The sequence below is a fragment of the Natronococcus occultus SP4 genome (genome assembly GCF_000328685.1).
Classification (GTDB): domain Archaea; phylum Halobacteriota; class Halobacteria; order Halobacteriales; family Natrialbaceae; genus Natronococcus; species Natronococcus occultus.
Genome location: NC_019974.1, coordinates 2,909,505 through 2,933,149, shown reverse-complemented (window position 1 = coordinate 2,933,149; position 23,645 = coordinate 2,909,505). Strand labels below are relative to the sequence as shown.

Annotated in this window: 17 protein-coding genes and 3 pseudogenes; 9 read left to right on the top strand and 11 right to left on the bottom strand. The window is 52.5% G+C overall.

All coding sequences use genetic code 11. The annotated features are described in order from the left end of the window. Window positions 1-7 precede the first annotated feature (7 nt). Window positions 8-907 (top strand): hypothetical protein, encoded by a 900-nt coding sequence (locus NATOC_RS14490; protein WP_015322214.1) that lies wholly within the window; start codon window positions 8-10, stop codon window positions 905-907. Window positions 908-919: 12 nt separating this feature from the next. Here NATOC_RS14490 and aglM read toward each other — a convergent pair whose 3' ends face one another. From aglM to NATOC_RS14465, 11 genes are all read right to left on the bottom strand, one after another. Next, window positions 920-2,206, bottom strand: coding sequence for a UDP-glucose 6-dehydrogenase AglM (gene aglM, locus NATOC_RS14485; protein WP_015322213.1), 1,287 nt, complete (start codon window positions 2,204-2,206; stop codon window positions 920-922). Window positions 2,207-2,438: 232 nt separating this feature from the next. Then, a complete protein-coding gene (locus tag NATOC_RS21205; RefSeq protein WP_015322212.1) occupies window positions 2,439-3,941 on the bottom strand; it encodes a flippase in 1,503 nt (500 codons plus the stop codon). Window positions 3,942-3,959: 18 nt separating this feature from the next. After that, complete coding sequence (locus NATOC_RS21200) at window positions 3,960-4,982, bottom strand: polysaccharide pyruvyl transferase family protein (protein ID WP_015322211.1); 1,023 nt, start codon at window positions 4,980-4,982, stop codon at window positions 3,960-3,962. 75 nt (window positions 4,983-5,057) lie between these two features. Next, window positions 5,058-5,945, bottom strand: a complete 888-nt coding sequence (locus tag NATOC_RS14480; RefSeq protein WP_015322210.1) for an alkaline phosphatase family protein — start codon at window positions 5,943-5,945, stop codon at window positions 5,058-5,060. A gap of 842 nt (window positions 5,946-6,787) precedes the next feature. Beyond that, window positions 6,788-7,369 (bottom strand): helix-turn-helix domain-containing protein, encoded by a 582-nt coding sequence (locus NATOC_RS23305; protein WP_394296426.1) that lies wholly within the window; start codon window positions 7,367-7,369, stop codon window positions 6,788-6,790. Between the two features lie 643 nt (window positions 7,370-8,012). Then, window positions 8,013-9,509, bottom strand: coding sequence for a DUF6541 family protein (locus NATOC_RS23300; protein WP_394296446.1), 1,497 nt, complete (start codon window positions 9,507-9,509; stop codon window positions 8,013-8,015). A gap of 530 nt (window positions 9,510-10,039) precedes the next feature. Then, a complete protein-coding gene (locus tag NATOC_RS21960; RefSeq protein WP_015322208.1) occupies window positions 10,040-10,741 on the bottom strand; it encodes a hypothetical protein in 702 nt (233 codons plus the stop codon). A gap of 5 nt (window positions 10,742-10,746) precedes the next feature. Next, window positions 10,747-11,730: a glycosyltransferase gene (locus NATOC_RS23080; protein WP_015322207.1), complete on the bottom strand. Its 984-nt coding sequence runs from the start codon at window positions 11,728-11,730 to the stop codon at window positions 10,747-10,749. Next, window positions 11,727-12,686 carry a glycosyltransferase family 4 protein gene (locus tag NATOC_RS21180; protein WP_015322206.1) on the bottom strand — a complete coding sequence of 320 codons (960 nt, stop codon included), beginning with the start codon at window positions 12,684-12,686 and terminating at the stop codon, window positions 11,727-11,729. The genes NATOC_RS23080 and NATOC_RS21180 overlap by 4 nt, the downstream gene beginning before the upstream one ends. Before the next feature lie 110 nt (window positions 12,687-12,796). After that, entirely contained in the window at window positions 12,797-14,029 is a 1,233-nt protein-coding gene (locus NATOC_RS14470) for a GNAT family N-acetyltransferase (protein WP_015322205.1), read from the bottom strand. Between the two features lie 2 nt (window positions 14,030-14,031). Next, a complete protein-coding gene (locus NATOC_RS14465; RefSeq protein ID WP_015322204.1) occupies window positions 14,032-14,925 on the bottom strand; it encodes a polysaccharide deacetylase family protein in 894 nt (297 codons plus the stop codon). A 637-nt stretch (window positions 14,926-15,562) separates the two neighbouring features. Between NATOC_RS14465 and NATOC_RS22890 the strand changes: the two are divergent. From NATOC_RS22890 to aglF, 8 genes and pseudogenes are all read left to right on the top strand, one after another. Next, a pseudogene (locus tag NATOC_RS22890) lies at window positions 15,563-16,390 on the top strand (NAD-dependent epimerase/dehydratase family protein); the annotation flags it as partial. Then, a complete protein-coding gene (locus tag NATOC_RS22885; RefSeq protein ID WP_245549712.1) occupies window positions 16,376-17,383 on the top strand; it encodes a S8 family peptidase in 1,008 nt (335 codons plus the stop codon). The pseudogene NATOC_RS22890 and the gene NATOC_RS22885, both read left to right, overlap by 15 nt. A gap of 524 nt (window positions 17,384-17,907) precedes the next feature. Continuing rightward, the gene (locus tag NATOC_RS14450; RefSeq protein WP_015322203.1) at window positions 17,908-18,174 is read left to right on the top strand and encodes a DUF7577 domain-containing protein; all 267 of its coding nucleotides are present in this window, start codon (window positions 17,908-17,910) and stop codon (window positions 18,172-18,174) included. A 654-nt stretch (window positions 18,175-18,828) separates the two neighbouring features. Beyond that, a complete protein-coding gene (locus NATOC_RS14445; protein WP_015322202.1) occupies window positions 18,829-19,011 on the top strand; it encodes a DUF7563 family protein in 183 nt (60 codons plus the stop codon). Window positions 19,012-19,124: 113 nt separating this feature from the next. Then, a pseudogene (locus tag NATOC_RS14440) lies at window positions 19,125-19,502 on the top strand (sugar phosphate nucleotidyltransferase); the annotation flags it as partial. Window positions 19,503-19,959: 457 nt separating this feature from the next. Beyond that, complete coding sequence (locus NATOC_RS14435) at window positions 19,960-21,228, top strand: S8 family peptidase (protein ID WP_015322201.1); 1,269 nt, start codon at window positions 19,960-19,962, stop codon at window positions 21,226-21,228. 231 nt (window positions 21,229-21,459) lie between these two features. Beyond that, window positions 21,460-22,062 (top strand): annotated as a pseudogene (locus NATOC_RS14430) (NAD-dependent epimerase/dehydratase family protein); the annotation flags it as partial. Between the two features lie 194 nt (window positions 22,063-22,256). After that, window positions 22,257-22,991, top strand: a complete 735-nt coding sequence (gene aglF / locus NATOC_RS14425; protein WP_015322200.1) for a UTP--glucose-1-phosphate uridylyltransferase AglF — start codon at window positions 22,257-22,259, stop codon at window positions 22,989-22,991. Window positions 22,992-23,645: the final 654 nt, after the last annotated feature.

The window sequence follows — 23,645 nt, the reverse complement described above, 5'->3', positions numbered from 1 at the left end:
TACACAAATGAAGAAAATTCAACAAATTCATTGGGAACTGGAGATGGACTACATCGGCCATCCCTACTACGTCTCGGGAAACGCCATCAAGCACGCACTCGGCCGGCAGCTCCCGTACGAGATCCATCGCGATCTCCACGCAAGTCACGGCATCTTCGTACCGGGGCAATTTGGCGTGTTTCCGGATTGGCACTCACAATCGGGTGTACGCCCGCATCTGGGGAGCAACTTACCGCCTGTCGAGCGCTACGAGGACTTGTTCCTCCTGCGCCGGCCATCCCAGCCGTGGCTGCTCGACTCTCGTCCGCGGGACGCGCTGAACACCCACGACGTTCGTCGACAGAGCGGCCACCCGGCACTGGCCCACGAGATGATCCAGGGCCGGCCCGCAGATGCGGATCGGCAACGGGAAACGACGAAGTGGTACGTCCACGCCTACCTCCACGCTGACCACGAGGATCTGTTGCCCCTCGATGACCAGCGACTCGACGGCCTGCAGTTCGGGAGCAAGCGCAACTATGGCTACGGCTGCATCCGTCTCAAGGAGGCCCAACTGATCGATCTCGACGTACTCGACTACAGTCGGCTCGAGGAAAGCGAGCACCACGAACTGGAACTCGTGACGCCGTTCGTGCTGCAGTCGACGTATCCGGGCACGAACGTCGTCAACGTTCCGTGGTGGTGGACCGCGGACCGCGACGAACTCCGCACCCGTTCGGAGAAGTTCCTCGAGAGCGGCACCGACTACCGGTGTGAAACGATCGATCACGGTCAAACGGTCGGCTACGCGGGCGATCGACCGGTCGAAACCGCGAAGGCAGGGGTCACCCGTATGGGAACCCACTCGAAGTTCGGGTTCGGAGAGATCCGTGTCGTGCCGACCCCCGACCCTCAAATAAAGAAATAAAATAAAAAGTAACTAGAATGTAAGCCCTTCGTATATTATTCCGTCACGTCGCTGAATAATTCGACGTCCATCGACAACGACTCCATTTTTCATCGCGTCGAACTCCTCATCCAGCGCAGCAAACTCGTCCCAGTCGGTGACGACGACGGTGCCGTCGGCGTCTGCGAGCGCGTCGGCCGCCGAGCCGGCGTATTCGATCTCTGGGAATCGCTCGCGCATCGGGTCGATCGCAACAGGGTCGTACGCAACGACCTCGGCGCCCCGTTCCTGAAGGCTCTCGATGGTAGGAATCGCCCGCGAGTTCCGAATGTCATCAGTTTGAGGCTTAAATGCGAGTCCGAGCACGGCGATGCGTGCCCCCTCGAGGTCGGCGTGCTTTTCAAGCAGATCGAGCATTCGCTCGGGCTGTCGGTCGTTGATCTCGACAGTCGCCTCGAGCAGCGCAGGATCGTACCCCTCCTCGCGTGCGGCCGCGATGATCGCATTGACGTCCTTCGGGAAACAGGAGCCGCCCCAGCCGACACCGCTACGGAGGAACTGCTCGGAGATGCGATCGTCGAGCCCGACCGCGTCCATCACTTCGTAGGCGTCGAGGCCGAACTCCTTGCAGATGTTCCCGAGATCGTTGACGAGGCTGATCTTCGACGCGAGGAAGGCGTTGTTGGCGTACTTGATCATCGAGGCCGTCGCTGGATCGGTTTCGATGATATCGGCGTCGTGTTGCTCGAGCAGCGGCTCGAACACCTCGTGTAGCCGTTCAGTAGCCCACTCGGAGCGGGTCCCGTAGACGACCTTGTCGGGGTGCATGAAGTCCGAGACCGCACTCCCTTCGCGGAGGAACTCGGGATTCATGCCAACCTCGATATTCTCGTTATCGTTTGCGCCCCGGAGGACGGCAGGCTCGAGAACCTCCCCGATACTCATCGGCGTCACCGTGCTCTTGATGACGACGAGATGGCGCTCGGGTTTCTCGGCGAGGGCCTCGCCCGTCGCCTCGGCGGCCGCCTCCAGTGCGCTGAGGTCGATGCTGCCGTCCGTGTTCGACGGCGTCCCGATCGCCAGGAAGGTGGCATCGGACTCGGGGACCGCGTCGTAAGACGTCGTGGCTTCGAGTCGATCGCCGGCGTGGTTCGCAAGGAGATCCTCGAGGCCGGGCTCGTTGATCGGGGCCTTCCCCTCGTTGAGCGTGGTGACGACGTCTTCGTCGATGTCGATCGCCGTGACCTCGTGGCCGAGCTCTGCGAAACAGGCCGCGACCGTCGTCCCGACATACCCACTACCGATAACGGAGATATGCATTAGGTTGATTGCTCACGTGGACTTGTAAGAACGTTCTGGTACTATCCGATAAGAAACCTCTAATCAATCAATATATACGGGTGCCTTATTATAAACCTTATAACCGCTGAGCAGCTTTGGCAGCTACAACTTTCTAAGTTGCTACTTGAGACGACCACAAGGTAAAAGTATTGCTGTTTCAACATATACTATCATATTTATAAATTTAGATAGAAATAAAAACAATTCGGCATTACACTATATTCGTTAACTTTTTAAGACTATCTTGTGCTAGTTTTTTATCAGAAGCCGATACGCATCCAAAGGCGGATAAGGAAACAATACCAATTACTATTGATATCACAGATGAAAGAGACAATATAGCAATTTCATAGACAACTGACCCATATTCTGGGAATATATTAAGTAATAAAACACATATTGGAGATACAGAAATAAGTATAATTGCAGTAGAAGTGTGTATAGAGGGGATTCGATAGTTCATCCATAGATCAGCTGACTTCAGTAAGTTCATGGTGATATATCCAGTTATAGTAGCAAGAGCAGCACCAATAAGACCATGAGAAGGGATTAGCATAATATTTAGAGGAATATTTATAAATATAGCTATCATATTATAGATAAGTATAGCTCTTGATCTGCCAAGTCCTAGTAGTGCTTGCCCGTTTGGGCCAAGAATTGCATCAAGAAAGTAACCGGTTGCAAGAATAGCGAGTGGTATAGAAAGAGTACTAATTGAATATTGATCTCCAAAGAGAGAGACTAACGCATTTGGACGAGTTACCAATATTAGATATGGAGGAAGAGTAAAAAGAAAGATCCATTTTGTAGCTTGGGTATATAAATGGGGAATTTTACCAGATTTCTTTTGGGAAATGAGATCAGATATTTTTGGATATAAAAGGAATGAAAAAGAGGTTTGGAATATTCCTAGTAGGGTGGCTATCGTTATTGCTACTTCATACTCTCCAACACTAGCTGTATTCAGAAAAGAGCCAATCAAGACCTTGTCTACATTCTTGAGTAATATGTATATTGAGGAAGAAACCATTAATGGGAGAGAAAAATAAATAAATGAGGTATAATTGATCGATAGAGACATTTTAGGACGCCATCTAGATCTCAAAAGGAAAAATACGCCAATTACTGCCGAAATAATGAATACAAGTAATAGAGATGCAAGTATTGGAAGAAGAGTTCCGAATATCCATGCAGCACCCCCTAGGATAGAGATTTTCAATATAGGATGAGCTAAATTTTTCAGAATAACATGATGGTCGGTTTTCATTAACCCTCTTAATGAACTAAGTGATATTTCATATAACGAATAAAATGGTAATAAGAGAATCAGAAAATATAAATATATTCTCTCTTCAACATTCAATAATGTATATATGATATCTCCAGGGTATATGAGTATAAACACAGATATTATGACACAAGCTATAGTAGAGCAAATCATTGAAAATAATATATAGCTATTTCTATTCGAAGTATTTGACTCAGGAATATATTTAACTATCCCTTGATTCATGCCCAATAAACAAGGAATAGCTATTATATTTACTAGAGACAAAATCAGAAATACAGCACCAAATATATCCGCATCTACTATATTAGATAATATAACTCGAAAAAGAAAATCAGAAAACATCCCGAATACTGATCCAATAAGAACTAGTATCCCAGCCTGACCTACCGCAGAAACATCTGAATCATCTGAGCTAGATTTCATTCTAAATATCGACACTAATTAAATAGCAAGAGAAATAAATTCTTCCATCTTGTTTACCTGTTCTGATTTCAATTCCTCTAAGTCGCCTTTTTTGACGGAAACAAGCTCGTTTCTTATGTCACCATCTAATGGAGCATTTTCAAACAAATCTCCACGGGGGCTGTCGTAGTAGAACTGCGCTTGGTTTCCATATACCAACGTAGGAACACAAGAGTGGATTCTATCGGAATGGGTTATGTTAGCATTCTTAAACCAAAATAGATAGTCTTCAAGTGTATCTGACACAAAAATATTCTCTCTATTATATACCGGCGGACTTCTAATCCTATCAACAATTCTCCTAGGTATTCCATAAAAAGGATGAGAGTGTCCAAGTGGGTTATGTTCTGGTCGTATTATTGTTTGATAGTTTTGTTGTATGTAATCCGGCTCTTTAGACTTATCAAACGTAGATACTACAAAATCCCTATTTGCGTCCGGTGGTTGGTACCATTCATCAATAAAAAATGCGCAATCGATACCGTTGTAGGAATAGGCGAAAAGATCGGAGTATATATCATGTGAAGTTGTATCTCTTGTTATGAGAATAGGAGCGTCTAAGTCCTTTAGCACAGATTTAACATATCTCTGTGTCTCTGGTAGGTAATTTCCTCCTCCTGCTCCTAGAAACACGATTTTCATACCACGATTCGAGAGTTCACGTAAAGTATTTTCATACAAATCAAGGGCACCAGGATAAAGAGTGCAACCAGGAAAAACAGCAACGTCTGCGTCTACAAACTCAGACACATTCACCATCCTTTCTTTAGGGTCTACCTCACCATCGAATATATTGCGTAGTGTATGATATGTGTTGGTTACTATACTGGGTGCCCCTGCAGATAGACCATCGTTCAGTTGTTCTGCAGCGTAGTTGGGATACCCACTAACTTCAACTATTTCTGCGTTAGGAAGGGCTTTCTCAATAATTTGTCTCGCACCTTTATCAATAAAGCCATTACCAATATTTGTTAACCAGGTTCGGAGTAGTACGACTTTCATTATATAGCTCTAACTTATCTCAATTATATAAGCTTTTTGTTTAGCTATGAAATCTAGTTATAATATGTTAGAAGATTATACAATATATCCTAAATCTTCTAGATGATTTTGGACTTTATTATGATCGGCATCAATAGCTTGTTGGCCTGGTTTTTCGAATGTGATTTCTCTCCGATCGGTTGACTCCTGAACGAGCCAAGGCACTTTTACTAATTCTGGCACATATACCCCTTCCGGATGACTATAAATCTTAGCAGGAAGAGGTCGCATCCGATCACCGAGAAGCTCACCATGATCTGCGGTTACCACAGACTTTCCACTAATTTCATCTAGTAGTAACTCCACCTCATCTAAAGCGAGAGCGAGATTTTCCTTATAAGCATTAATGATTTCTTGTTGCGAAACATCACTTTTAGATACTGTCTCAACAAATCCTTTCTGGAAATCAAATTTGGAGGAGAAATCTCCTATAAATGGGTGGTGTGGTTGCATGAAATGAACAATAAGGCGCTTATTTGGATGTTTTTCATGTTCAGAAATGGCTGCTTTTCGTACTGTTTCTGGATGGCTGGTAAGTCCATCCATAAGGTCTCGATCCACCATCGTGAATTTATGGACTTCTGAATCAATTTTGTCCTTCAAATTAACAAACCATCCATTCGCAGATACATAAATAGTCTCATATAATTTTTTATTCATGAAATTTCCACGTATGAATTCTTTACTTGTACTACCTCTAGAAACTCGTGATTCGAGATTCCCAGATAAATTAGATACGGATTTAAATTCATTGTACCTGCAAGCATCAAGTATTATTAAATTATCCCAGTCTTCTGAGAACACATCCACGCCATCAGGATTGTATTTCTTCTTATTTGATATATGATTGACATAGCAATTTACTTTGCCAATAGCAAGTTCCGGATGCTGGACTGCGGCCTTTAGAAGGCTTATTCTGGACATTTTCCTATAGGTACAGGATTCGTGCTATAAATACATTATGGTTCGTGTGAACTACTGTCCGTCCATAATAATGGTCGTGACTAGTTAAGTCTGAATGATGAGATGAGGTGAAATCGAATTGGGTTTTGTGGAGCGAGGCACGGTCTTGTTCCTTGATTTCGAACGTTGGCGGGTTGTCGGTTTCACCTGGGACAGCAAACACCGTTATACGGATCTCACGGCTCTGTTCTTCACCAAAAGGGCGTTGCAGAACGCGCTAGGGCCGGCACCCAGGTCTAGTGGTTCTTGCTTGAGAGCAAGACTCGCACCTTCCATGCAGGCCAAATGAGCCGCTACCACACCCTGTAACACCCAATCTTGCATACGCTCCAGTTCGTTTAGTCTCATCGCTGCTGCACGTAAGCAGACGTAGTGTCAGTACTTCACAAAGCTGGTTAGTTGAGAAGTCTGCTTGATGAAGTGTACCTAGTACCCAGCAAGCAGACGGTTCAATCCACGAGGATTTACTCCTTAACTTCCTCGTCAACAGAGTGATCAGCGTAGCAGGTGAACCCTTCGGGATGGAGACTGTAGTTACTCGAGAGTTGGAAATGTAGAGCAGATGTTGGTACGTGTTCAGGACTTTTGCAGACCACTCGGCCGGATTCTGCTTGTGGATCTCTTCGAGCGCCTCAACGATCGTCTCCTTGACTAACTCCTCTTTGAACGTGATCACGCTCTGGCCAGTTAATGCGTAGAACCCAATCGACCGCCATGGGAACGTCACCAGCGGTTTCTCGATTGTTACTGTCTGATCGAACGACCACATCCGCTGGGAGTTGTCGAACGGTTGTGGCCACGCTTCATCGAAAAAATCTCAGTACGACTGGCTCATCTGTCTCAGCCGCTGGATCGTCCTTGCCGAGTGCCTCAATCAGGCGCTCGGCGAGAATCTCATCTGCGTTCTCCGGCCGACGCGGATCCATCGGACGTGGCTTGGCATAATTCACCCCGGTGGCTCGAAGCTTCCGACTCAGATGTGACGGATGATACGTGACGTCGTAGCGGTCCTCGATAAGTGCACAAATTGCTCGTGGCGTCCATGGTTGGCCTTCTTCGAGGATCTCACAGAGTTCATCGAATTGTGCTGGAGTGAGTTTCGGTGGCGGCCGGCCGCCGAAGCCCAGGCGGAGTCCATTGACGCCACCATCGTTCCACGCCCGTGCCCATCGACGCGTCGTGGATCGAGAGATCCCGACGCGTCGGCCTGCCATTTCACGCGAATCGCCTAGATAGAGGTTCTTCACGAAGCAAAGTCGTCGAACGAGACGCGTCTCGTCCGCCTTCTGAGCAGCTTCAATCGATAGATCCCGTTTTTTCCGACAAAATGTCTCACCAACTGCCCTCGCCGACTGTTCTTCATCAAGAGAGAGAGACGCTCCCAAAAGGGTCAACTCTTCCGCAGACCACTCGATCGTCGCAAGCCCGATCGCGTCTACGAACGCAAACTAGACGGTGCTACTGAAGCCCGACTCGTTGCACTGGCGTGTAGCCAGCCGCCAATGGGGTACTCTCGGTGGACGCTTCGACTTTTCGCCAACGAACTCGTCAAACTCAGGGAAATCAAGTCGAGTCAATCTCCCAGGAGACGGTTCGGTAGGCTCTAAAAACGACCTGGAACCGTGGAAATCAAGCTATGGGGTGATTCCACCCCAAGAACAATGCTGATTTCGTCACACGAATGAAGGACATTCTTGATCTCTATCACGAACCGTACGATCCTCTCTATCTTGTCATCTGTTTTGATGAATGTCCTGTTCACCTTCGTGGCGATGGGAAGGCATCCCTGCCTGCGAAACCGGGAAGGGATGCCTGTCACGACTATACCTACAAACGAAATCGCCCGTCAATGCTTTGACCGCCAAATTCCGGATACAGCGATACCCCGTTCAGAGGTCGATGCATGGTCAAGTGCTCGAAACGAGAAGATTTCAGACCGAGTGGTAATTCACGACCGAAGACGCTCGCACCAAACTGTTCCGGTTCTACCCATCAATTAGCGATTGACAGAACACTAGACAGTGTCCTTTATCCTTCCACGTCGTTAATAACGATTAAAATACCTTCTTTGTTATTGTTGTACAATTTCCCGTAATTTCTATTGTCTATCTTATTAATCGGTATTGGTCCATGAACATTATGCCTGTCCCCGTTAACATTTAGCGTATATGTCGGATGATTGGTATCTAAATATTCTCTATAGAGTATTAAATCTCCCTCTCTCTCCTCTATAATACTATTGGGATTTTGATATTCCATTTGAATCGTTTCTGTTCCCTCTCCATTGTAATACTGATAGGGAAAATCAGATCTTCTATCTCCTAATACATCAGAATCGTCTCCCCGGTAGTGAGAAGCATGCTTATATAACTCTCGTTCTGTTTCCGTGGTCATCCATCTTTCGGCACCAGGTGCAGAATCAAAAACTGGATCATCATATGCACCCTCATGATTCCCACCCATTAATATTAGATATGGACAGATTATTATTAATAAAGATATGATGAATAGCATTTTTTTATTGTTAGACGACAGTGCATTAGAAGCTACTGAGACGACTGCAAAGATACCTAATGTGGCTAATATAACTAATGGTATATGTAAGAAGGCAAACCAACGAGACGCCATAAAGAGGTCTATTCCAATTGCTGGCGCAGCAAATGTGAAAAATGAGATGACTACTACAAGCCCTCCCAGCGTAACAACCAAATGGTTGTTCTTTCCATGTGAATCTAATGATAGGTAATATAACACTCCAGCGATACTGAGTATGAATAGGATTGCAAGTCCCATTATATGCACTTCATTTAGTGCTGCTGCTCCAGTTGCTGTGAATTGAGGATCCGAAGGAAGTGAATGCTCTGTTCGTCCTGTTCCTGAGGTAAGAGAGCGAAAAGTGACGAATACTCGCTGATCAAAAAATGTGGCCCCACCTGGCTGAGTACGAGTAACAATCGAATCTAAGAAAAACACTAAAAGAGATATTGACATTACATAAACTGATCTGTTTAAGGGATATTCAGAATAAAAATTGTAAAATAGGACATAGCTGCTTATAATGATGAATGTTGCAAATAGACTGACTTGGTGAGTAGAGGCTGTAAATAAAAGGAGTGACGTCATCAACAATAGATATATCTTATTACTGCTCTTAATGTACCTTATGAGGGAATAGATAGAAAGGAGAGAAAAGAAGAGACCTAATGAAGTGGTTTGAGGACTTATCGACCATAATATTACAGAATCAGCTGAAAGGTATAGAATAGATGCAATCAGTGCGAATGTCGGTCTCCAGAATATATTTGTCATTATGTAAATAGAGGTAGAAAATACAACCACCATTGAAATTGTGAATATTAGAAAGAGTGTAGTATGTATTTCCGTCCCCAATATCTGATTGGAAACAGCTGTATAGATATGATAAAATGGTGCATAATAATATCGGCTCCCAATAATTGATGATAGAGACCCAGACTCAAGAATGGAAGTGACATGATCAACATGTCGAAATATGTCTACCCCCATATGAGTTTGGGAAGAAAAATAAATAGTCGCTCTATGAACTGCACCGGTTAAAATCACAAATCCTACTCTCTTACTTGACGATCTGATCATAACTACCAGTGATACAGTCAATAAATATAATAATAATGTCAAAATATGTACGGCGAGTACCCTCTCATTCCCATTATTATAATAAACTATATTTAGAGCGGATAAATTAATGAAATAGATACAAATAACAGCTTTAATTAAGGTGTTAGAGAACGTACGTTTGAACGAAAATTCAGAGACAGGCCCCTGAAAAGAGAGTAGTGTGAAGACTCCTACACCAAGTAATAATGTTATTGGTAATACGGTCACATAGATGTTGTTGTAGAAGGTAGAAAGAGTAATACCTAAAATAGCTAATATAAGAATAGATGTAGATAAGAAAACAGTATTTGTGGAAATATTTCTTAGAGCTTTCATATGATAATTAGACATTCCTTATTACGATATAGGGTATTGTGAGTTCCGTCTCTGGACTCAATTTATCTATTGACCAGAGGGGCTTATAGACGTTGAATATCCGGATGGCTTTTACCAACTTGCTCTCCGTTATATATTGCTTCACGATACTCTTGCCATTTTCTATGCCGCACTCTAACTCGAACAGGTACTTGTTCAATCTCTAGTAATTGGGCAATGCAAAGTCGGTGCATTCCTGCAGCCCAGAGGAACTCACCCTTTCTAGAGATATCAATAGAAATCTCGCTAAATTCTGGAGGTAAGATTGTCCCCAAACTATCCTTTTTCGGGAACTGAACGAGATCTTCCGAGTCACTAATGAGTTCGCGTTGGGATTGGTAGCCCTTTTCTTTTATTTTGTTATATAATTCATCTAGTAGCACACAACGCCTCTTAATATCTTCTTTTGAATTATATCTGCCCCATTCGAGTCCCTTTGAATCTATTTTATCAATTAAGAAGGAATAATACTCCGTCTCTTCCCAGGAGGAGCCTCTTTTAAACCGCTCTACGAACGATTCGTATACGACATCATCTTCAACTTTTCTTGTATTAAGATCCCAATCACCACTTCTCACATCTGACAAAGCAGGGAAGAGGATAGATGGCTTGTTTTCTGATATTTTAGTTATTCTTGACGGGTCGATCTGGAGTAATTGACACGGAGAGCCATCCGATTTATATCCTCTATAATTAATATGGTTTGTATATTTTTCTGACAACATTCTCACAAACTGGTGGACCATCCTATTCATTTTTGAACCGACTTATAGACTTCTACGATCTGTTCACCCATTTTTTTCAGGCTCAGATCCTGAATATGGTCTCTCCCATTTGAACGCATATCTTTATCCAATGTGTTCTCAAGACAGTCAGCGAGCTCGGACTCCTTATCACAGACTTTTGATGGATAAACCCCAGATAATCGTTCTTCTACGTCACCGACATTAATTGAAACCACGGGTAGATTACAGGCCATCGCCTCCTTAACCGTATTTGGAGACCCCTCATGTTTTGAAGTTAACAACAAGCAATCAGAAGCATTCATATAGATCGGTATTTTTGAATGTGGTTCTCCAGAAATTGTATGGAGTTCAACCACCTTCTCCGTTCTCTCATTCACTTCATCGACAATTTCTTTTGCAAGGGGGTATCTCTTCACACTTCGACTCTTACTATAAGGGAAGAGGACATGCTTCTTTTTAGAGTTCCAGCCTAACTCTCGTTGTGCCTCGTCTTTCGATATTGGTTTAAATTTTTCTAAGTCAATCCCATGAGGTATCACATATACATCCTGATCTAGTTGTTCATTCATCTCTTGACTCATAACAATTGTAGCATCAGCTTTGCTCGCGCAATATTCACAGACACGGTCATAGTGCCCGGCGAAATAGTTGCCCATCAAGTCAGATCCCCACAGGGTAACGACTATTGGTCGAATTGGTTGCGCTAACGCGAAAGGAGCGACGAGACCTGAAGTAGCATGTAGCAAATCGTACTCACCAGTCTTCATAGAGTGTTTGAGTACATTTGGATAGTAGGAAGTAGTTGTCGCTCCATAATATAACACCTGCTTGAGTCCACTTGGTAAGTTCGCAATGATACTTGAATCTGGACTTATACCTGTTTCGTGTGAAGATAATATATCCTGTTCAATATTGTTTCTATTTAGTGCTCGGAGCTGTTCTTGATAGTGTGCGGAATTGCTTGTAGTTACTAAGTTTAGAACTTTCATGAGAGAGCCTCATAAATCGATAAAATACGATCTCCCATCGTATCTAGGCTCACTTCCTCAACAAACTTTCTCCCATTTGACCGTTCACCGGATACTACTACTTGTTGTACTCGTTCTTTCATTTCTTCATCGCCTTTGCAAGCGAAGGAATTGCGAACTGGACCGACTCTTTCTTGAACATCACCGACATTAGTTGATACTACAGGTAGGTTGCAAGCCATTGCCTCCTTAACCGTATTGGGTGATCCCTCTCGAAGTGACGGAAGAAGAAGAACATCAGCAGCACTGTAGTATAGATTCATCTCTTCATGAGGGACTCCAGAAATAGTTTTCATGTCTACCTTTTCCTCAATCTCGTAATTAACTTTCTCTACTATTTTTTTAGCTGCCGGGTATCTCTTTTTCGACTGTGAAGGACTATATGGAAAAAGAATATGCTTCTTTTCGGATGACCATCCCACCTGATGAAGAGCTTCTTCTTGCTCTATTGGCGTGAACTTTTCCATATCAACACCACTTGGGATTATTTGTGCATCACACGGGAGCTCTTCACGCATTTCCTTACTTCGGACGATCGTGGCATCACTTCGCTTTGCACATTGTTTCGTGATTTCACTCTGATATCCATTAAGCCGGTCACTGAGCAGGTCATCCCCCCAGAGTGTGGTGACAAGTGGACGCTGTGGTTGCATCATTGCTAGTGGTGCTACCATACCCGAATTGACATGGACGATGTCATACTCTTCAAAAATAGATTGTTTGAGAATTTTTGGGTAAAACACACCAGCGCGGATCCCATAGTACGCAGCGTTGTGTCCATAAAGTGTGTTCATTATTTTGGCTCCTATACCGTCCTTCTCAGTATGATAGTCCGTACTCCGGGTTCCTGAGTACAAGACGTCACTTTCGACTCCTTTTTCCTCTAGAATACGGACCTGTTCTTGGAAGAATTCCATATTCGTGCTAGCAATCTGCAATACCTTCATTTATGTCTCACATTCATATTTTAACCCCAACTGATTGTGTTTGTTCTCATTCTACTTTTAGTGATCATTCAAATAAACCTTTATACAACATCATAGAGACTGATCTGTAGGTGCTCACGTTGAAGTGGCTGATTGTTTGGTTGTCCGAGTTCGTCCCAGACGATGACCTGTTGATCAATCGCTGCCCATCGTTCTCCGAGTTGCCTGTCGGTCAGTATTAACACTAACTCGAATCCACGCTCAAGCGCACGGGTTTCGACGTGCTCAAGAAGCTTATTAGCAATGGCCTCATCGTCGGTTCTGGTCTGGAGTTCGAGTACACGTCCTTCGACGACTCCATTGTTTTCGTATGCTCCTAGAACAGCGTAGCCGACAATCGCTCCATCACGGCGAGCAAAAAGCACATCCGACTTCGGATATTGAGTAATATGACTTATGTCTTCACGTGTCCGACAGAACGAGGGGCGATTATGGTAGAGCGCAACCAACTCGTCAATTTCAGCATCAGATACCGACTGCTGGACGGAAACATCGATTTCGCCAGTAGAGTGATACGCCGATGTCGTCGAGTTAGCTGAGTGACCAACTGAGATATGGCCGTTTACGGCAAGCTGTGCTGACGCCATGACGAGATCAGCGATAGTATTTCCATCTGTACTCACAGCTTCAACATAACTGGTAACCGCCGTATCTGATAGTACTGGTCCAACTGACCAACCTGTCGGCTTCGTACTATCAGTGACAAGGTCTTCGAATGTGAGCTGACCATCAGTTGTACCAACATGCAACCGATGTCCGATCAACTCTGCAAGTGAGTCGATCAGTGGGATTTGATCAGTAATGAGCGAAGCATACGTCTCGAGAACGGCCTTCGGAGAGAGAATCCGTAGCTGCAACGGAAGCGTCCGGTACGACCAACCCCGCTTACGGTTCGCGTCGAACGTGAGATTCCCCTTCCGATTAAACGCGGCGACGTATTTCGCGTCGCTTTGCTCGCTGTACGCTTTCGTGCGCTCGTAGAGTTCCGAGTACAGTCCTTGCCCCTGATACTTCGGCGCGACAGCTGTATCACCGTAGATGTGGATCGGAATCGTCTCTCCGCCGACGACGATCTCCTTCCGAAATATTCGGCGGAACGCAGCCAGCTCGCCGTCGATAGTAATTGAGTATACGTGCTTGTCAGAATCGTATCCAGGATACTCGTCGTACTTCCACTGGAAGAGCTCCTCGTCACCCCAGTCCTCGAACGACTCATCCAGAAGGGAAAGTATCCGCGATTTATCGACCTCTCCGGTTCGAAACTCTCCGCGCATTATTAATCGTCAGTCGGGTCAGCAGGAGATATTTCTGATGAATCCTGCTCGGTTTTCTGTACGGACGGAACCTTGTCCGTTTCATACTCTACCTTAGTTGTCGTGTTCGACTCGACGATATCTGTCATCGTCCCGAACTCATACCCCCGCCCCCGAATCTGCTCGATTGCCTCCGCGAACAACTCGAGCGATTCATCCATGTTACGCGTCATAATCGCCCGCTTGGGCTGGGCGAGGCGGTCGTGAGACTCGGTCCGGTAAAAGTCCTGGAGATGCGTGTTGAAGACGAGCGGATCGGGCAGCGGCGCGTACTTCAGGTAGGCGAGATACGATCGCCCGAACAGTTTCAAGTAGCTTTGACAGACCGGAATCCGCGTACCGGGCGTCGCCGCGATCGGCACCTCGACCAGCTCGTCGGTCCCTTCAACGACGTACGGTGTCAGCGGCTTGTCGAGGTTGCTGTAGACGCCCGGCCGAAAGGACGGGAAGATACTCGAGTCGAACGCGAACCCCTCCTCTTCGAGGACGGCGAACTCCTCGGGATCGATGTTCCCCTGTGGGGCGCGGTACCCCTGTGGCTCGTACCCGAAGTGGGCCTCGAACGCGTCCTTCCCCTTTCGGATCTCGGTCCGGAAATCGTATGACTTCGACGTGTCGTGCTGGTAGGAGTGCAGATGGAACTCACACTCCAGTTCCCGATCCAGCTTGTCGATGACGTCGGGATAGCGCTCGATCGTTCTCCCGACGACGAAGAACGTGACCGGCACGCCAACACGTTTGATCAGTTCGATATAGTCGTCGATGTACTCGAACGTGAGGTGATCGTACTCCGGATCGTCGAAGTACCAGTCGTTCTCGAGGTCAAGCGTCAGACACGCGACCTGCTCGCCGTTCATACTTTGCCTCCTGTCCAGCACTCTAGTTTGCTGAACAACCATCGAGACACACCATCCAGACCGATGACCATTGGATGTCACGGTTGTTCTATATTCTAACATATATACCTATCTCTTTTAAAAAATCTACATTATCGTACCTGTGGTGGATCCGATACTACCTAGAACGGAGAGGAGGGCGTTCGATCACCATCGATCGCGCTTGTGGCTTTCCGAGCACACTCTATGCGGTCAGAAGCACATGGCTGGGTAGTATCAGATCTTTTATCGAGGCTCAAGCGTCGATGAGCACGGGTGAGGACGTGATCGAACTCATCGCGATCCACCAACTAACACAGCTGACGGATCACTACGGCTTCGAGCACCCACCGCTGCCGATACAGTGTGAGAGTTTTCGGCTCACTGTGAATCTGAGCCGGGGAAGACCTGACTCCCGGAGTAATAGTCCGGCCGCTACCTGCAGGCGCCCCACGGCCCTCTCTGTCGGTGTGGGTCGTCACCGTCGTGCCATCGGTGGGAGACATAGCTATCCGTGGTCGGCGATGGGACGCCATCACGCTGGCGTCGGTTTGCGGAGGCACCGCTCTGTTGTCCGTTGCTTTCGAGCGCCACGAGGACGGCCCTGGCGACGACGGCAATGAGACTCCGATGTGTACGGACGCACTCTCCGCACACGGACGTCGTAGTAACGGATGGGACCGGCTGCATCGGCGGCCACCTCGCGGAGGCGTTCGCCCAGGCGGGCCACGACGTGACGGGACTCGACGATCTGGCTCCCTCCGACGACATGAGGATCACGGAACGGACGATCGAGATCTGCGAGGACGCCGCCGCCACCGACGGCACGGACGCGTTCGTCGACGGCGACGTCCGGGACGCCGACCTGGTCGCCGAGCTCGTCGGCGACGCCGAGGTGAGCTCCCACCAGCCGCCCAGACCGGGGTCCGCACCAGCGTCGACGACCCACGGAACCCCAACGATATCACCGTCGCCGGCACGCTGAACGTCCCCGACGCGGTCCGCGACTCCGAGACCGACCGCGTGGTCCTCGCCAGCTCGTCCTCGGTGGCCGGCAAACCCGAGTACCTTCCCTCCGCCGAGGCCCACCCGACGACGCCCTAGTCTCTACGGCGTCTCCAAACTCGCCGGCGAGCAGGACGCTCGCGTCTACCACGAGGTGTACGGACTCCCCACGGTGTCGCTGCGCTACTTCACCGTCTACGGCCCGCGGATGCGCCCGAACATGGCGATCAGCAACGTCGTCTCGCGGTGTCTCAACGGCGAGCCGCCAGTGATCTACGGCGACGGCGCCCAGACGCGTGACTTCACCTACATCGACGACGTCGTCGACGCGAACCGCCAGCTGCTGACCGACGACGCGGCCGACGATCTCGAAGCTGTCGGCGGTATCACTGCCGCCGAGCGAGACATCGCGCTCGAAGTCGAACCGGTGATCGAAACCGAAGACGAACACCCTGAGATCCCGGACGACCCCGAGGACGTGTATGACGACCTGCTCTGGGATAAGCAGGTCCAGGACGTTCGCGAGGCTCAGGCCTACGCTACGGGCGAGGGGACGACGGTAGCGATCATCGACACGGGCGTCGCCGAACACCCGGACCTCCCGAATCTCGACACCGACGCGAGCGCGACGATCGCCTTTGGAACGGACAGCGGTCACCAAGGAGACCCGAACGGTCACGGCACCCACGTCGCGGGGACGGCGGCCGCCGCTGGGGATGTCGCCATGACCGGGACGGCTCCCGACGCGGTCATCATCTCCGTGGACGTGCTGGGGTATGGCACAGGATCGATGGGCGACATCATGGCCGGGATGGAGTACGCCGCCGCCGTCGGCGCGGACGCCGCCAACATCAGCCTCGGCTCCATGCAGGCCCCCCAGGATGTGGACGTCGGATTCTACCGTCAGCTGTTCCAGCCGGTCGCCAACTACGGACGACGCGAAGGCACGCTGTACGTCGGGTCGGCTGGCAACGATGAAACGGACCTGCAGGGTGGCTGGGTCCGCCTCTGGAACGGGCTCGCTGGTGTCGTCGGTGTCAGCGCTACCGGACCAAACGACGAACTGTCGTTCTACTCGAACTGGGGGCGGAACGACGTCGACGTCGGCGCGCCCGGCGGCGGCTACGAAACCGAGGAGCTGTCGGTCGACCCGGAGGCCGACGTCGAGTGGCCCGCTCCGCTCAGCTTCGTCTTCTCGACGGTCCCCGAGGGCGATGGCCCGGACGACAGCGATTACGACTGGTTTGCGGGCACGTCGATGGCGGCTCCGCAGGTCACCGGCCTCGCCGCGCTCGTGCGCGAACTCGACCCCGACGCGAACCCACAACAGGTGCTCCAAGCCATCCGACACGGCGCGGAGGTCGCGGACAACCGCGGCGACCCCGAACTCGGGGCCGGGCGCGTCAACGCGCTGAACACGGTCGAGCGCGTCTAAGACAGGCCGGAATCAAGTCGGCGTCCACCTGCGGTTGATTTTGTGTCGAACTCTGTGAAGAGCGGGAGCTGTCTGATTCTCGAGGACCCGAGCGATTTGATCGGGGAGTAAGCCAGTGTGTCCACGCGCTGTGAGAGCTGCGCACTGTCTCTCGTACGACCGGAACTGACCTCATCACAAGTTAAGAGAACTACCGCGCACCAGCCAGCGGGCACCGGAAGAAAGACGAGTCGGAAAGCTGCCCCGTCATATCCGGACGAGGACGGCGCCCGTCGGCGCACGCTGTGATGCGGAGCCGCTCGACCGCGACCGTCGCCCGTGCCACGGGCCGCACCGGCGCGGCCGCGGTCGGACTGACGCCTAGCTCACAGTCGGTACACGGCACCGAGTACGGGGGCACTGGTCGGTAGCGCTGACAGGCCGGTCGCGGGCACGACCTCGCGCTCCCCACTCCCACTCAGCGCCGGCTGCCAGGAGCCACGCGCAAGGACTACCAGCGCTCGCCCACTATGTGTATACCTCCCATGGGCCTAATTACCATCGTGGGCGTCCTCTTCCTCGTCGGGCCGTGGGGGATCGTCCTGGTGGCGATGTACCGCACGACCGTGGCGGAGGCGGGCTCGGAGCGGCGGTCGCCCGCCGACGCGGGGACGCCCGTCGGCGACGGACGGACGGACCGACCGCCCGACGGCGCTGGCCCCCGCCAGAGGCGCTGTCCGGCCTGTGGGACGGCGAACGACCCCGGCTACACGTTCTGTCGGGCATGCGTCCAGCGGCTTGCCGGCGGCTGAAGTTTCCCCTGGGGCAGCGCGGGGTGGGGCTGGTCACCGACCGGTGCCGGTCACAGACGAGCCGCCCACGTGGGGTCCCGATCGGCCGCGGGCGTCCGGGCCGGCCTCGGCCGAGCCGGAGGCCGAGTGGGACGAGACCACCGATTGGCTGGCCGTGGGACGACGCACGGCTGCTCCTCGCCGGTGCCATCACCGGCCGACCGCCGCTCGCGAGGACGGGCCCTTACGTACCGACCGCGGACGCACCTGGCTAGCGCGCCACGGTCCCGGCGCGGACCACGCTGCCGACCACTGGCGCCGCGGGCTCCGTGTCCACCCCTCGGCACGGCGCCCGTGCTCGCCGCGCCGCTCGTCGCCAGCCGGCGCCGGCTCGAGACCGAGTTCGGGACCGTCGCCGTCCCGCCTGTGGGGCTCGTCTGCGGCGTGGTCGCTCGCTCCGGACGCGTCGTCCTCGCGGGATCCACCTCGAGGATCCCCCGGACCCCCGCTCGACCCGCTCGTCCGGGAGGAACTCGCAGCCCCTCGGTTCGTGGTGACCACGGTGGATTCCTGGCGGGGGGAGCCCGAACCAGCCGAGCGCTGGTCCGCACGCCCCGGCCGAAACGTTGCGCCCATCAGCACGGTTATTAGTGGATGGCCAGTATCGGTCCTCGTATGCCAAACTGTCAGAGCTGTGGTGGGTACGTCACCCGGGATTTCGTGCGGGTGTTCGGTGGCGAGGGGACGGTGGCCGGCTGTCCGAACTGTACGACCTACCGTGAGCTCCATGCGGACGGCGGTGTCGAGGACACGACCGAGGCCTCGCCCTGGGAGCCGAAACCGGACCGGCCGGCCTGAGCCATCCACGGCCGGCGCTCGAGCCGAGTCGGGCCACGCTGTCCGCGCCCGAGCCGGTCGAGCGATGACGCTCCGGGCAGGTGGCTCGATCTGGACGGACGCGGTCGAGGGCACGACCGCGGAGCGAGCGCGGCTCGGCCCTGCTCGGTGAGGCGGTTCCCTGGGAGGAGGCCTCCCGGGACGGCGTCTATGACACCACTGCGGACGGCGAGCTCACGGACGTCGTCGAGAAACCCGCGGACCCGCCGTCGAATCTCGTGATGGCGGGCTTTTACACGTTCACGCCCGCGATCGTCCACGCCTGTCAGCTCGTCCAGCCCGCCGATCGCGGCGCGGACGAGCGCAGCGACGCCGTCGACCTGCTGCTCCAGTCGGGCCGCACGGTCGACGCGATCGGCCTCGAGGGGTGGCGGATCGACGTCGGCTACCCCGAGGATCGTGACGAGGCCGAGGACCGCCTGCAGGAGACGGTGCCGGCGACCGCCGACTGACCAGTTACTGTACTCTACCGCAGCGTGACCGAACGACCGACTCCGTGAGAGAACGCCGGCGCCGTCGACCCACGGCATTTCATGGGCGAAACTCCGAAGCGTCGGTTCCACCGGCCGTCGGCGAGGTTTTCGATCGGTTCTGCGTGCTACTTCAATGATCATGGAGGTATCGCAGTCGGTGGGAGTGCGGTTTCTGTACTCAGTGTGAATCGTGAATCTGAGATGGTCAGAGTGTTACATGCAGATACGAACGTAAGGCGTCTCTTCCATCAACTAATAGAGATACTGAGAGAGTCGTGCTGAATACAAAGCGTGTCTGCAGCACACCCTGATGCGTGATCGGCGAACACTGGTGATCGTTTAGTTCAGCAGGGTATACGGTCCATTAATATTGGATGTCCCTCTTAACTCTATGGAAGCCAAGAGTTATAGTATTCCAAATGGGTCTCCATTCTGTATGGCACACGATGTCAACCGACGAACGGTACTGGCTGGGACAGCGGCGGGAATCGGACTGGCAACGATCGGAACGGCGAGTGCAGAGACTGAAACTGACGAGGAGTTGGTCCGATACATCGTCACCGGTGGGAACCCTAACCAGCTCGAGCGGCAGGGCTTCACGGTCGAACACCAGATCACAGGTACAAACGTCTATCTCGTCATGGGGCCTGAAGATTCAGATCCAGCGAGTGTAAACGGCGTCAATGCTGCGTTCGAGGATTTCACATACGAACTTGACGTTCCTGAAGAGCCGACCGAGGTAGAGACGGAAGACGCACTTGACGACGACCAGTGGGACAAGCATCTGATCAATGCGTTTGACGCGCACGACCACGCAACCGGTGAAGGAACGCGTATCGGCATCATCGACACTGGCGTCTACCACGATCATCCCGATTTAGGAAACGTTGAGGAAGGTGACAGCCGGTCATTTATCGATTGGCAAGAAGGAGACCACACTGGAGACGTACATTGGCACGGGACGCACGTTGCGGGGATTGCGGCAGCGACTGGCGCGGAAGGTGTTACTGGTGTCGCCCCAGACGCCGAGATCATTTCACTTCGAGTTTTCCCATCAGAGCCACCGCTTCTCGCAAGAGTTGGGGACACCTTCCTTGCGCTTGATTACGCGGCTGAAGAAGGTCTTGACGTAGCAAATATGAGCCTTGGTAGTCCTCCCCAGACCTCTCGAGAGAATCAGGAAGGATATCGTATTGCTCGCCAACAGGTGGTGCGGAGTGTTACTCAGCGAGGGACGTCGGTTGTCGTGAGCGCAGGCAACGACTCGGCGAACCTCCAGCACGGTAACGAGTGTTGGTCTCCCGAAGATGAAGAAGAGGAGACTTGTGCTAACTGGATCAGCCTTTGGGGTAGCCTTCCCAATGCATCCTCAATCAGTGCGACCACTGCAGACGATGAACTCGCAGACTTCTCGAATTATGGGGCAAACGAGATCTCAGTCGGTGCTCCAGGTGCGGAGGTTCCCTCGACGGTCGATCCAGATAACCCCGCTTTCCCCGGCGCAAAGTACGCATCTGCTTCCGGCACTTCCATGTCAGCACCTCAGGTCGCTGGACTCACTGCTCTCGTCCGTGAACTCGATCCGGATGCCAACCCGAACCAGACTGAGAACGTGATCGAACGCGGTGCAGAGGGTGATGGACGCGGCGATCCAAAGACCGGCGCCGGTCGGATCAACGCTCTCGACACCGTCGAATTACTGTAGAGAGACCAGACGATTGTTCTCTTTTTATCTGCTGCAATGTTCCGTTCGTGTCTCCCGGACAGACCGGTCGCGTCGAGACCGACGATCGTCACTCTCGCGGAGCGGAAGGGTTACGTCGAACCTTCGACGTCGTTCTCGTGGCGTCGCCCGAGTTCCCGCTCACTCGGGGACCAGTCAATAAACTGAGGTGGGCTATCGCCCCACGGTACCCGTCCTGTGTCGGAACCCAACCGCGTCATCGTGGCGAACTCCCCCTCTGTCTCTGGCAAGCCCGAGGACCGCCCCTCCGACGACGCCGGTCAGCCCCGACGGCGTCTCCAAACTCGCCGGCGAGCAGGACGCTCGCGTTTACCGCGAGGTGTACGGCCTCCCCACCGTCTCGCTGCGCTCCGTCACCGTCTACGGGCCCGCATGCGCCCGACCATGGCGATCAGCAACGTCGTCTCGCGGTGTCTCAACGACGAACCACCCGTCATCTACGGCGACGGCGCCCAGACCCGGGATTGCACCGACATCGACGACGTCGTCGACGTGAACCGCCAGCTGCTGACCGACGACGCGACCGACGGCGAGATCATCAACGTCGGCAGTACCGACACCATCGATATCGAGACGCTGGCCGAAGTGATCCGCGACGAACTCGCGCCCGGCCTTGAACTCGAGTACACGAACCCCCGCGAGGCCGACGCCCCCCACACCCACGCTGACATCTCGAAAGCCACCCAACTGCTTGGCTACGAGCCAACCCGGAATATCCGCGAGGGCGTCCGGGAGTTCATCGACTGGTACCGAGCGAACCGCGAGTGGTACGAGCCGCTCGTCCGGAAGTCCTAACCTCGACGCACGGTCGCCGCGACGTCCGTCCTCGGGTTGCCCAGCGACGCTAAACCGGGCTTGCAATCGAACGGCGATCATCGCGAGCCGACACACGCTCTGCCTCGAGACGGGACACGGAGGGAACGATCCCTGTTTAAAGTATTTTTATAGATGGAAAAATCTATTATATGATAACCTCATCTGTCGGTACTATGCAAGCTGTCGTACTCGCCGCCGGCGAGGGAACGCGGCTGCGGCCGCTGACCGAGGACAAACCGAAGGGGATGGTCGAGATCGACGAGGAGCCGATCCTGACGCACTGCTTCGATCAGCTCGTCGAGCTGGGGGCGGACGAACTGATCGTCGTGGTCGGGTATCTGAAAGAACGGATCGTCGAACACTACGGCGACGAGTACCGCGGGGTGCCGATCACCTACACCCATCAGCGCGAACAGAACGGGCTCGCCCACGCCCTGCTGTGTGTCGAAGAGCACATCGAGGACGACTTCATGCTGATCCTGGGCGACAACGTCTTCGAGGCGAACCTCGAGGACGTCGTCCGCCGCCAGCGCGAGAACCGCACGGACGCGGCCTTCCTCGTCGAGGAAGTCCCCTGGGACGAGGCCTCCAGATACGGCGTCTGTGATACGAACGCCTACGGCGAGATCACGGACGTCGTCGAGAAGCCCGAGGAGCCGCCGTCCAATCTCGTGATGACCGGCTTCTACACGTTCACGCCCGCGATCTTCCACGCCTGTCATCTCGTCCAGCCCTCCGATCGCGGCGAGTACGAGATCAGCGACGCCGTCGATCTGCTGATCCAGTCGGGCCGCACCATCGACGCCATCGGCCTCGAGGGCTGGCGCATCGACGTCGGTTACCCCGAGGACCGCGACGAGGCCGAGGAACGGCTTCGGGACGCCGAACTGCCGGCGACCGCCGGCTGACCGGGGACCTCTCACCCCGCGGCGTGACCGACCGCTCTGTGATCTAGACCGCGAACCGGCTGCTCGTCGAACGCGAGGACGCCGCCGTCGGTCCGTGGTGCGTCGAGCAGAGCCGTACTGGCGAACTTCTACCCAACAGAGACCGCCGGTCGTCGGCGAGGCGAACCTGGTCGCGCTGCCGAGTCCGGCCGACGGGATGCGTCGAACGGTGCTCGAGGCGCTGGCCTGTGAGGCGCCGGTCGGAACGACGGGCCGCAAACAGCTTCGCCTCCGCCTCAAGGCTCCCGGCCGGCTCGGCCTCTCCGAGTCGCCGGGGAAAGCCCGCCGACACGCTCGATGGCCGCCTCGGGACGGACGCCGAAAGCGGACCCGGATAGGACACGACAGGCCGCGAGAACGGACAGGCGATAGCGTGGACGTCGTCTCGGCGGCCGGGTGTACGGCAGTGCCCCGACGACCGTGTACTGGGAGCCATACTCCCATCACTGCGGTTCGCTCGGCGCGTATCACAGCCGTTTCCCGGAGACAGTGACCGGGCGCTCCTTCCCTGCCGTACTGCTCCCGGCGGGCAATTTCTCACCACCCAGATCTCTACTGTAATCTACTATACAATAATTATAAATATACACAGTAGAATAAAAGAAATATACTCAA

Excerpts from the sequence above, each read along its gene's own strand:
- NATOC_RS14470 (WP_015322205.1), bottom strand. The coding sequence starts at position 14,029 with ATGCGCGGAGAGTTTCGAACCGGAGAGGTCGATAAATCGCGGATACTT.
- NATOC_RS21180 (WP_015322206.1), bottom strand. The coding sequence starts at position 12,686 with ATGGAATTCTTCCAAGAACAGGTCCGTATTCTAGAGGAAAAAGGAGTC.
- NATOC_RS14480 (WP_015322210.1), bottom strand. The coding sequence starts at position 5,945 with ATGTCCAGAATAAGCCTTCTAAAGGCCGCAGTCCAGCATCCGGAACTT.
- NATOC_RS14465 (WP_015322204.1), bottom strand. The coding sequence starts at position 14,925 with ATGAACGGCGAGCAGGTCGCGTGTCTGACGCTTGACCTCGAGAACGAC.
- NATOC_RS14445 (WP_015322202.1), top strand. The coding sequence starts at position 18,829 with ATGCCAAACTGTCAGAGCTGTGGTGGGTACGTCACCCGGGATTTCGTG.
- NATOC_RS21200 (WP_015322211.1), bottom strand. The coding sequence starts at position 4,982 with ATGAAAGTCGTACTACTCCGAACCTGGTTAACAAATATTGGTAATGGC.
- NATOC_RS21960 (WP_015322208.1), bottom strand. The coding sequence starts at position 10,741 with ATGGTCCACCAGTTTGTGAGAATGTTGTCAGAAAAATATACAAACCAT.
- NATOC_RS14450 (WP_015322203.1), top strand. The coding sequence starts at position 17,908 with ATGGGCCTAATTACCATCGTGGGCGTCCTCTTCCTCGTCGGGCCGTGG.
- aglF (WP_015322200.1), top strand. The coding sequence starts at position 22,257 with ATGCAAGCTGTCGTACTCGCCGCCGGCGAGGGAACGCGGCTGCGGCCG.
- NATOC_RS14490 (WP_015322214.1), top strand. The coding sequence starts at position 8 with ATGAAGAAAATTCAACAAATTCATTGGGAACTGGAGATGGACTACATC.
- NATOC_RS14435 (WP_015322201.1), top strand. The coding sequence starts at position 19,960 with ATGGCACACGATGTCAACCGACGAACGGTACTGGCTGGGACAGCGGCG.
- NATOC_RS23300 (WP_394296446.1), bottom strand. The coding sequence starts at position 9,509 with ATGGGGGTAGACATATTTCGACATGTTGATCATGTCACTTCCATTCTT.
- aglM (WP_015322213.1), bottom strand. The coding sequence starts at position 2,206 with ATGCATATCTCCGTTATCGGTAGTGGGTATGTCGGGACGACGGTCGCG.
- NATOC_RS23080 (WP_015322207.1), bottom strand. The coding sequence starts at position 11,730 with ATGAAAGTTCTAAACTTAGTAACTACAAGCAATTCCGCACACTATCAA.
- NATOC_RS21205 (WP_015322212.1), bottom strand. The coding sequence starts at position 3,941 with ATGAAATCTAGCTCAGATGATTCAGATGTTTCTGCGGTAGGTCAGGCT.